Below are 13,277 nucleotides of genomic sequence, written 5' to 3'. Positions count from 1 at the left end.
ATGTTTCAAAAAGGCATCTCACTTTTTGCCCTGTTTATTGCAGGTCTAATTTGTAGTAGTGCTCACGCACAACAAGGGGACTATATTCCTACTTTAGAAACCCCTAAAACATACATTTTAGGAGATATAAAAGTTACCGGTAAAATCAATTACAACCCCCAAACAGTTGTTACTTTTACAGGTTTAAGTAAAGGACAAAAAATTTCTGTTCCTGGAGAAGAGATAAGTGATGCATTGAAAAAACTATGGAAACTTGGTTTTTTTAAAGATATCAACATATACGAAACATCGGTTGTTAATGATACGATTAACTTAGAATTGTCTTTAAACGAATTACCTCGTTTAAGTGCAGCTAAAGTAAAAGGATACAAAAAGGCCAAATCAGAAACGGTAATTAAAGAAGCTAAATTGACAAAGGGAAAAATTGTCAATGAGAACTTGCTTTCTACAACTAAATACTACCTTTTAAACAAGTATAAAAAAGACGGATATTACAACACCAAAGTAACTTTAAATACAGTACCGACTGATTCAACAGGTCGTTACGTGGATTTAATCGTTGGGATTGATCGCGGTAAAAAAGTTCGTATTTCCGACATTGTATTTGAAGGAAATGAACAATTAACCGACAAACAATTGCGCAAAGCATTAAAAGACACGAAAAAACGCAGCCCTTTTAATCCTTTGCGAATCTTCAAACCTTCTAAATTTATCCAAACGAAGTACGAAGAAGATTTGGGTCGTTTAGTAGACAAGTACAAAGAAAAAGGATACCGCGATGCACGTGTTATAGCAGATACTACGGCATACGATCCAAAAACGAATCGCATGGCGATTAACATTGATGTAGAAGAAGGAAACAAATACTACATTGGTGACATCCGCTTTATTGGAAATACGGTTTATACCAATAGGGAATTAAACCAAATTTTGGGTATTGGAAAAGGCGAAGTGTACAACGGTGTTTTGTTGAACAAACGAATCAACGATCAAACGGATCCAGACGGGTTTAACTTAACCAATCAGTACCAAAACAACGGGTATTTATTCTCTAACATTACCCCTGTAGAGGTAAAAACAGCGAATGATACAATTGATTTTGAAATTCGAATTACTGAAGGACCTATCGCGCGCTTCAACAATATTACCGTACGTGGAAACGAATACACCCATGATCACGTGATTCACCGTACATTGCGTACAAGACCAGGTGAGATTTGGAGTAAAGCCATGGTTATGGAAACAATGCGCCGCCTAGGTCAATTAAATATTTTTGATGCCCAAGCTATTGTACCCGATATCTTAAATCCAGATCCAGCTGCTGGAACGGTTGATGTAGAATGGTCAATCGCTGAGAAGGGATCGAGCCAGGTTGAATTACAAGGAGGATACGGTGGAGGAGGTTTCATCGGAACCTTGGGATTATCATTCAACAACTTCTCTTTGCGCAATATCTTCAACAAAAAAGCATACCACCCATTCCCTATGGGAGATGGTCAATCATTGGCATTGAGATTACAAGGAAGTTCATACTTCCAAACGTATAGTATTAGTTTCTCTGAACCTTGGTTAGGTAAAAAGAAACCGGTAAACTTATTTGGTACGATTGCCTACAGTAAACAGAATTTATACGACTACTACAGCAGAAGAACTGACCGTAGTAGAGGTTTTGATATTACGACAATTAACTTAGGGGTTGCCAAGCAATTAAGCGTTCCAGATGATTTCTTCGTTTTATCACATACGTTGAGTTTCCAATACTATGATATGAAAAACTACAACACGGGATTGTTTACATTCGGTGATGGTTCTTCGAGAAACTTATCGTACGAAATAGAATTAAAGAGAGATAACCGCGGAATGGATCCTAACTTCCCAACTTTTGGTTCTTACTTTAGTATCAGTGGAAAATTCACTCCTCCATACTCTTTATTCAACAATGTAGATTACAAAGATCTTGCGAATCAGCAAGAATACAAATACAAATCAAGACCTGGACAAGTAGATCCGAATACGGGCTTAGTTATTCCAGAGGGCACTTACTTAAACGCATCCGGACAACCAGTAAACAATTGGCAAGATGCAACTGCTGACGCTAGTAAAGTGGATCAAAAACGATTCAATTGGTTAGAATTTTACAAATTAAAATTCAAAGGGGATTGGTATACGACAATTTACGATAAATTAGTATTCAGAACAGTTGGGGAATTTGGTTATATGGGTGCCTACAACAACAACCGCGGGGTTGTGCCGTTTGAGCGTTTCTACGTTGGTGGAGATGGATTGGCAAACTTCTCTTTGGATGGACGTGAAGTGATCCAATTAAGAGGGTATAAAAATCAAGCTTTGACACCAATAAATCAGAACGGTGAACAAATTGGAGGTACGATATACAATAAATTCACCCTAGAATTACGTTATCCTATTACACTAAAACCAAGTGCGTCTGTTTATGTATTGTCATTTGCAGAGGCTGGAGCAGCATTCGATTCATTTAAAGAGTACAATCCGTTTGATTTAAAACGATCAGCAGGATTAGGTGTTCGTGTGATTATGCCGATGTTTGGTCTATTGGGTATTGACTTTGGATATGGATTTGACGCACCTCCAGGATTGCGTGAGAAGAATGGTTGGGAGGTTCACTTTATCCTTGGACAACAGTTTTAGTGATACACTTTGCTAAAATTTAACAACTTATGAGGTATCTTTTTATTTTTTTAATCAGTATTTTTGGTTATTCCTTTTCCTTTGCACAAGGAGGGTCTGCTCGAGTTGCCTATATCGATATGGAACTCATCTTGCGACATGTGCCAGAATACACAGAAGCAAGTGCGCAATTATCCTCACGTGCGGAAGGCTGGAAACAAGAAATTGACAAGAAAAAAGAAGAGATAAAAAACCTCAAAACAGATTTAGCCAATGAGCGAATTCTGCTGACTCGTGATTTAATCAACGAAAAAGAAGAGACTATTGGCGAACTCGAAGACGATCTTTTAAAATACCAACAAAAATATTTTGGCACGGATGGGGAGTATTTTTCGCAAAAAATCAGTTTAGCGAAACCGATTCAGGATCAAGTATTTGCTATGGTACAGGATATTGCTGAAGCGCGAAAGTACGATTATGTATTAGATAAAAATGCAGAAACTACGATGTTGATTGCCGATAAACGATATGATATTAGTAATTTAGTCATTCGTCGTATGACAACAGCGCGCAGAAAGCAAAACATGACTGCAGAACAGGTAGAAGCTGTTGAGAAGGAAGAGAAAGAAGAAGATGCAATTGCCCTGAGACAAAGTCGACGCGAAGAACAACAAAAGCGCAGACAAGAGGCAGAACGCCAAATGCGTCAGGAGCAAAAAGAAGAAAAGCAACAAAAACAGCAAAACACTTCGGATCATGAGCAATTAAGTCGCGAAGAGTCTATAAAACGCCAGCAAGAGGAGAAACTCAGAGAGTTGGAGGAAAAAAGAGCAGAGACAGAGCGCATCCGAAAAGAAAAGATTGAAGCTCAAAAACAATTACTCCTGCAAAAACAGGAAGAAATGGAGCGCAAGAAGAAGGAGGAGAAAGAAAACAGAGAGCAGCTTCAATTAGAACGAGAAAAACAGCTCAAGCAGCAACAAGAAGAAACTGAGCGCAAGAAGAAAGAAGAGCAGCAAAAGAGAGAACAACTGCAACTAGATCGAGAGAATCAACTCAAGCAGCAACAAGAGGAAGCGGAACGCGCAAAGCAAGAACGCGAAAGAAAGTTGTTAGAGGAAAAAGAGCGCAAGCGAAAAGAGGTTGAACAGCAACAAAAAAGCGACAAAAACGAAGAGTTAGAGAAGCTTATTGCCGAGCGAAGAGCCTTAGAAGAAAAGCGCCGAGAAGAAACAGAACAAAGAAAAAAAGACGCTTTAGAACAACGTCGTAGACAAATAGAAGAAACCCAACGCAAACAAGAAGAAATTAAAAAACGCGTGCAGGAAGAACAAGAAGAACAACGCAAAAAAAAGCTTCAAGAACAAGAAGAATTAAAACGACAAATTGAAGCCGCAAAAAATAAATAACCACGTAACAAGTAAAATAATATAAAAAACGAATACAATGAAAAAAATGAAATCCTTATTGATTGCAGCAGTAGTGTTTTTAGGCGTTAGCTCAGCAACAGCACAAACGAAAGTTGCACACATCGATGTTCAAGCTTTGATTACAGAAATGCCTGCTATGAAATCAGCAGAGGCTGAATTGAAAGCATTAGGTGAAAAATATCAAAAAGAATACGGAACAATGGTAACTGAGTATCAAACAAAAGCTCAAAAATACCAAACAGAAGCTGCAACAGTTGGAGACAAAGTAAACGAAGAAAGACAAAAAGAAGTAGAAGATCTTTTACAGCGAATCCAACAATTCCAAACTACAGCTGGACAAGAGTTACAAAAGAAAGAAGTTGATTTAACTCAACCTATTTTCGAAAAAGCTAGAACTGCCATTCAAAAAGTAGCACGTGCACAAGGTGTTCAATACGTATTAGACTCTTCAATGGGTTCTGGAGTATTATTAGCTGACGGTACAGACTTAGCTGCTGATGTTAAAAAAGAATTAGGTATAAAATAATTTACTATCATAAACTAAAAAAAGTCCGTTTTTATGACGGACTTTTTTATTTTTGTTCTACTTATGAAAAAAACAAATCCAATAGGACTCTTTGATTCTGGTATAGGTGGAACCACAATATGGCAAGAAATAAACAAATTAATGCCAAGTGAAAACACTGTATTTTTAGCGGATCAAAAAAATGCACCTTATGGTACACAAACCAAAGAAGCGATCATTGCACTTTCGCACAAAAACGTTAAACACCTTGTAGATCAAGGGTGTAAGCTAGTTGTGGTTGCATGTAACACCGCAACGACTAACGCCATTGACGAACTAAGAGCTTCGTTTACTATTCCCATTATTGGTATAGAACCGGCGATCAAGCCAGCTTCTCTACTGACCAAAACCTCAACCATAGGCGTTTTAGCCACCAAAGGAACCATTACAAGCGATTTATTCACCGCTAAGCTAAAACTATACCCTAACGTAAAAATAATTGAGCAAATCGGCTATAATTTAGTTACGCTCATCGAGGCGGGAAAGTTAGAGTCGCAAGAAATTAAAGATCTCTTGAAATTGTATCTTATACCCATGGTTGAACAAGGCATGGACACCTTGGTCTTGGGGTGTACGCATTACCCCTATCTGACTCCTATCATAAAAACCATTATTCCCGAAGATGTTCTCATTATTGATTCGGGAGCAGCCGTTGCTAAACACACGCAAAAAATACTACAGCAACACGATTTGCTAAATGACAGCACCGCTCCAGGTAGTTGTATTTTTTACAGCAATGTGGATACAACTGTTTTAAAAACATTTGTTCCTTCTTCACATCTCGTTCGAGAAATTCAGTTCTAATACTAAAAGCATGGCGATTTCTCCATGCTTTTTTTGAAGGGAGTGATGAGCTCATTGCTTCGTCAACGCCGCCCCCACTCCATCTTATTTATACCAACTCGAATACATGACGTAATTATCGGCGATTCGTTGGATTTCGCCAGCGAAGGCTGAAGCGTCGATATCCTTAACTTTTTTTGCGGGAACTCCGGCATATATACTTCCAGGCTCGACTACCGTATTTTGTGTGACAACCGCTCCAGCAGCAATTATAGTGTTGCTGTGTACAACACAATTATCCATGACAATAGCCCCCATTCCAATCAATACATTATCGTGGATGACACAACCGTGGACCATGGCTTGATGTCCTATAGAAACGTTATTCCCAATCACAGTGGGATGTTTTTCGTAGGTACAGTGAATAATAGCGCCGTCTTGGATGTTGACCTTATCTCCAATGGTAATTGTGTTTACATCACCGCGGATGACCGCGTTAAACCAAACACTGCATTGCTTACCTATTGTTACATCCCCTACGATAGTAACATTTTCTGCGAGATAACAATCCGCTTCGATTTGAGGATACTTTCCTCTTATTTCTTTTATAATCATAATTTAATACTAAAAAAAAAAGTCCCGATAAATATCGGGACTTTTTTTATTAATCGTGTAAGTTTGGACAATTACAATCCAACGAACTGCGTTTTGAAAATATATTTACACCGAGTGTAAACAAGTGGAATCCACTTTTATTAAACGTACGGTCACCTAGTTCATGCGTATAGGTATACGTCAAGCTAAAGTTTTTATAAGAACCTCCAAGAAGGGGGCTTAAACTTTGAAGGGCTTGTTTTTTAGTTGATCCGCCTTTTACGTATTCTGCGTTGTCAAAATCACGGCGGTAAGAAACACCTGCCCATAATTTTGCATCTTCGAATGTCTTATACACTTTCATGTTGATGTCAACGAGTTTCAATTCAGTTTCTTCTACGTATTGAACTAAAACAGAAGGCTCATACATCCATCCACCATTGAATTTTGCATCGCCAAAAGTGTAACCTGCACCTAATAAGTAACGGCGTGAATTATCACTTTCAACATCTGAATAAAGTTCTCTTTTACTAGTAACTGCATTTTTAACAGTAAACATAGAGAAGAAATTTTCTCTGTGATACGCCGCACCAAAATCTACAGTAAAGTAACTGTCTTTCACTTCGAGTCCACCGCTTAAAATTGGGTCGTAAACAGATCCAAATTTAGTTTCGTCCAGTGTGATACGTGAAAAACCAGCACTCATACCAAAAGATAACATATTCAACTCATAACGCGATTCACTAAAAGTAATGTGATGCGCATAGGTAAGCTTGGCTCCTGTTTCAGCATGATAACCGTTCTTATCTGAGAAGGCGATGATACCAATACCCGATCTTTCACCGATTCGGGTATTAACTGTTAATGTTTGGGTTTGGGGAGCGTCATCTACATCTCCCCATTGTTGTCTTATAGCTCCTCGTACCTGTGTACTATTTTTCAACCCCGCCATTGCTGGATGAAGCAAGTAATAGTTATCAGACAAATAATCCGAATAGATAGGTAATCCACCGTCTTGCGCATTACTCATTTGAGTAACTAATAACGCCACTGCTAAATATCTTTTCTTAAATATCTTCATATCCTAAATTATCGTTTTAGTGAGAAATGTCCTTTAAACTGAACTTTTCGAGGCACTTGATTCGCTTGTCTTGGTTCTTCTAAATATTCAACAGTAAACCAGTAATCTGTTGACGGCATTGATTTTCCATTAAATGTTCCATCCCATCCTTCGTTAGAAGGGCTAAGTTGTTTCAATAGTTTACCAAATCTGTCATAAATATAGATTACCGCTTCTGGATGTCCTTTTAATGCTGAAATATTCCAGGTATCATTAAATCCATCTCCATTTGGTGTAAAGAACTTCGGATAGCCTAATACGAATATGTCTAAATATTGTGGACAAATCGACTTGTTATCTTTATATCTTACCCAAACTCTATGCGTACCGTTTGCTACATCATAGAACATTCTTGAATCTTGATAAGCTCCTTCATCTAAAGCATACTCAAATAAACTAGACTCTTGTGGTGAAGTGATGGTAACTGTGATCGTCTCCTCTCCGTCTAATTGATTGATCATTCCCGTTGAATCAGCTCCTTGTACTTTGATCGGAATTTCGTCAACAAAAGTCAATACTACTGAACTACTAGGCGTAGAACATTTTTGCCCTTTGTACTTCACAACAACTCTGAACGTATTTCCTAGTGCCGTATCTTCTACAACGTAGTACGATTTAGTAGCTCCAGGAATATCAGTAAATCTACCTGTTTGGCTCGTATGTTGCCATTGGAATTCGTAATCTTCTCCTTTGTATCCCGAGTCAATAGTGTAAGGATCTACTAATTTACCTGTATTGTAGTCAATACAAACAATTGCTCCTTGTAATACTGGTGCTATTGGGCTTTCTTCTACAGTTAATGTAAAAGTTACCTCAGCGGTACAATAGTACTCCGTCACGACTCCATTAGCATCTGTTTGTGGTAAATGTACAACTTTAGCTATGATTTCGTGTGTCCCAATCGGCAATTCAAAATTAGCCAATTGCGCAGCTGGAATATCAGTATTGTTATACGAATAAATAAGAGCCAATTCCCCTAAAGGAATGTTTTGTGCGCCTATAATTTCAGGACCAAAAGCTGTTAAATCAAAACTTGCAACGCCATTCGGTCCTGTAGGTGAAGCACATTTTTGAATGCGAGTTAAATCTGTTAAGTCAATATCGAATGCTTTAACTTGCTCTTCAACAACCAATAGTATTTTACCAACATAAGCACATCCTGAAGTTTTATTCACCACACGAACCCAAATTGTTTGACTATCTTCAGTAGTATTGGTATACGTATAATCTGGTGGAATTGCGTTTCCAATATTATGAGTACGAGCATCAGCCTCTTTTACATAGAAGAAAATATCCATGTTAGCTTCATCATTACCATTTAAAATTTCAGATTTTTTATCTAATAAATTAAAGGTAGAAAAGCCTGTTGCATTTTCTAAACAATGAGCAAATACAATATCATCAAAACGAGGTTGTGGATCAGCAATTAAAATCAGTGGCACAACAACATAACATGGGTTTGCATAACTTCCTAACGTTACTCTAACATATACTGTCGTATTTGGACTAGTAAAGGTTGCTGGGAACAAGATTTCTACATTTGGATCTCCTGCTGCTGCCCCTCCTGGTGTTGTATAATATTTAAAGAAATACCCACTCGATTGCTGTGCAATTTCATATGCTTTACTTGTTAGATCAAATACAGCCGCGTTCGTGGCTAGATCGATCACACATGAATGTAAAGGACTAGGCGTATCGTTTACATCTGGTAGAGGTGATACTTTAACGACTAAAGGAACATAATCACGACAACCATTAAAACTTGTTACAGCTACCCAAATCGTTTGCGGATTCGACGTGTTCGAATAACTAGTAGGTGTAGCAATTGCATTTACATCTTGTTTCGCATCTGCTAAGTTTTCATAATATTTGAATGTAACGCGATCAATATCTCTCCCCAAAATTTCTGTTTCGCGAATGGTAAGGTCAAAAATTGTTCGTCCTGTATTTGGAATCTCCGGCTGACAGATAGAAATCTCTCTAGGAGTTGTTAATGCTAATGGTTTATTTACAATTAAATGGAACTTCCCTACAGCAAAACAACTCGTCCCTTTATGATAAACGCGATACCATATTTCTTGGTTATTAGTTACATTCACATAATGTGTAGGAATATTGATAGCATTTTGGTTTGCTTGTGCATCAACTTCGTTTAAAAAGTAACGCACAACTAAGCTTCCTGTATTGTTGTTCCCATCCACTTGTGCAGAAATAATTGGTATTGTTTGCACAGTCAAATCAAAAACAGCAGTATCGACAAGTACACTCTCTGAACATAAAACTAAATCATCAAGTGCAATTGGCAGTACTGGAGATGCTATGACTTGTAATTGAATTGGCTGAACCGTGAAACATCCACCTGCTAATTCTCCTCTTACATAAATTGTACTTCCTCCTGGCGTAATATTCGTGTATGCATTTGGATTTTGAATAACATGCGTATCATTTAAAGCATTTTGCTCTGTTTCATAAAACTTCAGTGCAATACTAGGATCACCATTTTGCAAATCAGTCACTAAGGCTAATAAGTTAAATGTACCAAACCCATCATTAGAAATTGAACATATCGACACTGGTTCCTCTGGAATATTAAGTACTGGTTCTGCTAAAACTTTTAACACTAATAGTTTTACAGTAGCACATCCAGAATCTGCAACAAATCGTACATAAAGATTTTGTTGATACGGGGTTGTGTTTCTATAGTTACTCGGTAATGGATTACTGTTAGTATTCGCATCATTAGCAGAGCTGTGGAAAGATACTCCATAACCTGTACCTCCACCTAATAACTGCTGTATATAACTATTCAAATTGAAATTAGCAAGACCTTCCCCCCCTGTTTCTTCACATACGGAGTATATAGGTAAATCAGCAACTGTTGGTTGTAAAACAGGTACTAAAATTACATTTGATATTCCATAACATCCCGTTTGATTAGATTCCACTCGTACCCATACACTTCTTGAAACAATACTTGAATAATAGGTAGGGTTGGTAATTCTTCTAACTTTTGCCTCTGCATCTTGGCGACGACTGTAATATGTTATTTCATATTGAGCAGGATCTAATCCATCCAATATAGTTGTTTCGTTTTGAGTTAAATCAACTATCATCTCGCGATTCAAGTTATCAACACAAACTTGCATATCTACCCTTTCGTCAATTTTAACTTTAGGTGCAGCTACTAATTCGACTTCTACAATCTCAAAACAAGTGCTATTTAAGTAACTAACACGAGCATAGATAATTTGATTAAAAGGAACATCGTTTACAAACGTATTAGTTCGTATTGCATTTGTCTCTGCCTCAGCATTTGTAATTGTTTTATAAAACTTAACCTCTACCTGAGGATTTACATTTCCTACAAGTATTTGAGGTATTAAACTACCTAAATCAAAAGAAGCAATTCCGTTATCAGCTGTCGATAAACTACATGAAACAGAAACCACATTATGATCTAAATCAGGTAAGTCAACAACCATCAATTCAATAGATCCATAGTTAAAACATCCCGTAACAAGATCGGTAATACGCACACCTATGCGTCCGCCTAAGGACTCGTATTGTGTAATATTCACAATTAGATCTTGTGGATTACCCGTAATAGCTCCTTGTTCTGTTTTATAATAAGTAACCTCTTTGTTCGTAGCCCCTCCAATTAATAGATTATTATATAAACTTAAATTGAACATTCCTGTTTGTTTATCTCCCATAGGACAAGCATACAATGGATCTAAAGTAGGGACAACAGGTAAATCAAGAGCCTTAATTATGAACGATGTTGTAGCAAACTCACTCACTTCTGCTCTATTGTGAACACGAACATATATTGTTTGGTCTGTTTCTCCTTGAGCAAGTGCATAATTAGCTGGATTTGCAATTGGAGAAGTATTCGCTATTGCATCTTCATTAGATACGAAATATTGTACGATATAATTCGGATTACCGTGATATACGATGTTATTTTGTTGAGTTAAATCGAAGGTAGGAATAGTTCCATCTACGTTCTTACATACAGTTAAATCATCTAAAGTAACTAAGTCAATATCACAGTGTCTTGCAATTAATCTAAACGAATCTACTGTAAAACAATCTGTATTTCTGTGTTTAACTCTTACCCAAATTGTTTTCTCAGTAACTCCATTTGTTGTATCTAACTCATACAAATTTCCTAAAGCATTTTGATTTGCTCTTGCATCAGCTTCTGTATTAAAATAAGTAATATCGTAACTATTTGACGCGTCAATACTACTATTTACATCTGTCAAATCAAAAGTTGCCTTTTTCGTTGGGGTATCAATACAAGCTTGTAAGTTTCTTATTTGTCCTAGAATAGGAGTATCTTTTACTTCAACAGTGATGTCTTCCGTATAAGTACAACCGAAATTATCAACAACTTCATAGGTAAAAGTATAGGTTCCAGGAACATTCGTAGTAACCGTTGCATTTCCATTTCCAGTTTCAACTAAACCATCAGCTGGCAACCAACGTTGACTTACAACTTGAGGTGCAAATGACAAATCAGGTAAGTTAAAACGGTCATTAAACTTAATTGACCAACCAAAGAAAAAGCCTTCATCGACTCCAAGTCTATCTTCAATTCTCACACTCCATTTTCCGTTCAACGGCGCGCCGATTAAATTATTCAACGTGTTTGCAGGTCTTCCGGTTTGTCTTTGTGCAGGTAAATATGTTCCTGGGGATTTAGTATTAGTAAATCGAGTGGTAGACCCCGTGGTTGGTTGTTCAGGAGCCCCTCTTAACGTCTTCAATGCAGTTTGACTAAAACAGTAAGTAAGTGGACTACCAAAAGGTTCTTGGGCAGAACGATTGCTCGGATCCCCAAGAAGCACATTCGATCTAGCGTCTCCGCCAGTCTCAGGAGAGTCTCGATCCAGTAAATATACTTGTGCACCATTCGGTGCAATTAAAATAATATCTAAATCGCCTAAATAAGTATGTTCAATATCAATACAAATACTCAATATGTCGTCAAGACTTTCAATTTCTGCGCTAGCACAGAATTGATTAAAAAGAATATCACTGTAAAACAATTCACCTGTACCATCTGGTAAGGCAATCGGATTACTTTCAGGTTCTTCTGGTTCATAAATAACTTCTCGAAGGGCAACGCTACCAGTTAATTTGATGGATTCTCCCACACAGTAAGACTGCTTATCAGCCGCTAGTGTAAAATCAGCTTCACTTTCACCAATTTGAATCACAAAACTAACTATTCTAGAACAGTTAAGTGCATCTTTCACTATGAAGCGAACACGGTAAGCTCCTTTCTCGTCATATATGACGGATGTGTTTTTTGTATTAGACGTATGTCCATTATCAAAATCCCATGTGTAAGTCGCACCAACGTCGCTATTAGAGAACTCAGCGTCCCCAAACAGCTGAATTTCTTCTCCTATACAGGCACGAATAACCCCTAAATCTTCTTCACATGCAGGTTCTACTCCCAGATCAAAAGCTGGAATAGTTCTCAACACTCTTGGTGTAATAACTTGACAAGGTTCTGCATTACAAGATACAGTTGCACTAAATCCTGGTGCTGTTGGAGCATCACCTGTTCTCCAAATCAGTGTTATACACCCAGCAAAATTATCTGAGATAAATGTTCTTCCATTTTCAATGGGATTATCTCTTGTGAATGGACCTCCAGGAAAAGGATCAGTTGCTCCTGTATTATTATAGATTTCTAATGAAGCTCCCTCGCCCAATAAGAAACTAGTAAAATTCAGTCGAACAGTTCCATCAGTACCTTCTGGGCATAATGTCATTGTAATCATCTCATCCTTTTGATAATTACCTGCTATACCTCCACTGTCATACAATGTTCCACTACAAGCTTGAAAACGACCGTCAGCTAATATAATAGCATCTCCAGTCGTTTGAGCACTTAATACTCCACTTAATAGAAAAACAATAAATAATAAAAATCGTTTCATAAATGATTTTATTGGTATATAAATATTACTCTTACTCATATGTTTAGACTTTAATTAAGATCAAAGTACATGGTTCTTTGATGATATAAATCAATCATTGTTTCACTATTCAACGTATAACCATCGCTCCGCGCATAGTTACAACAACTACTTTTCTCATAATTAATTTCTCTACACATTAT

At 37.3% G+C, this 13,277-nt stretch carries 7 protein-coding genes; 4 read left to right on the top strand and 3 right to left on the bottom strand.

Annotated elements, in window-relative coordinates:
• From H4K35_RS01280 to murI, 4 genes are all read left to right on the top strand, one after another.
• Complete coding sequence (locus H4K35_RS01280; RefSeq protein WP_182625576.1) at nt 1-2,667, top strand: outer membrane protein assembly factor; 2,667 nt, start codon at nt 1-3, stop codon at nt 2,665-2,667.
• 29 nt (nt 2,668-2,696) lie between these two features.
• Nucleotides 2,697-4,055 (top strand): OmpH family outer membrane protein, encoded by a 1,359-nt coding sequence (locus H4K35_RS01275; RefSeq protein ID WP_182625575.1) that lies wholly within the window; start codon nt 2,697-2,699, stop codon nt 4,053-4,055.
• A 37-nt stretch (nt 4,056-4,092) separates the two neighbouring features.
• On the top strand, nt 4,093-4,602 hold the full coding sequence (locus H4K35_RS01270) for an OmpH family outer membrane protein (protein ID WP_182625574.1): 510 nt from the start codon (nt 4,093-4,095) through the stop codon (nt 4,600-4,602).
• A 63-nt stretch (nt 4,603-4,665) separates the two neighbouring features.
• Nucleotides 4,666-5,445, top strand: a complete 780-nt coding sequence (gene murI, locus H4K35_RS01265; protein WP_182625799.1) for a glutamate racemase — start codon at nt 4,666-4,668, stop codon at nt 5,443-5,445.
• A gap of 84 nt (nt 5,446-5,529) precedes the next feature.
• Here murI and H4K35_RS01260 read toward each other — a convergent pair whose 3' ends face one another.
• The 3 genes from H4K35_RS01260 to H4K35_RS01250 are packed head-to-tail and all read right to left on the bottom strand — an operon-like array spanning nt 5,530 to nt 13,095.
• Nucleotides 5,530-6,039, bottom strand: coding sequence for a gamma carbonic anhydrase family protein (locus H4K35_RS01260; protein WP_182625573.1), 510 nt, complete (start codon nt 6,037-6,039; stop codon nt 5,530-5,532).
• Between the two features lie 49 nt (nt 6,040-6,088).
• Nucleotides 6,089-7,099 (bottom strand): type IX secretion system membrane protein PorP/SprF, encoded by a 1,011-nt coding sequence (locus H4K35_RS01255; protein WP_182625572.1) that lies wholly within the window; start codon nt 7,097-7,099, stop codon nt 6,089-6,091.
• 8 nt (nt 7,100-7,107) lie between these two features.
• Complete coding sequence (locus tag H4K35_RS01250) at nt 7,108-13,095, bottom strand: T9SS type B sorting domain-containing protein (RefSeq protein ID WP_182625571.1); 5,988 nt, start codon at nt 13,093-13,095, stop codon at nt 7,108-7,110.
• Nucleotides 13,096-13,277: the final 182 nt, after the last annotated feature.

It is taken from the genome of Myroides sp. NP-2 (genome assembly GCF_014145665.1).
In the GTDB taxonomy this organism is placed as follows: domain Bacteria; phylum Bacteroidota; class Bacteroidia; order Flavobacteriales; family Flavobacteriaceae; genus Flavobacterium.
The sequence above is the reverse complement of the archived record's forward strand: the minus strand, read 5'-3'. Positions and strand labels throughout refer to the sequence as shown.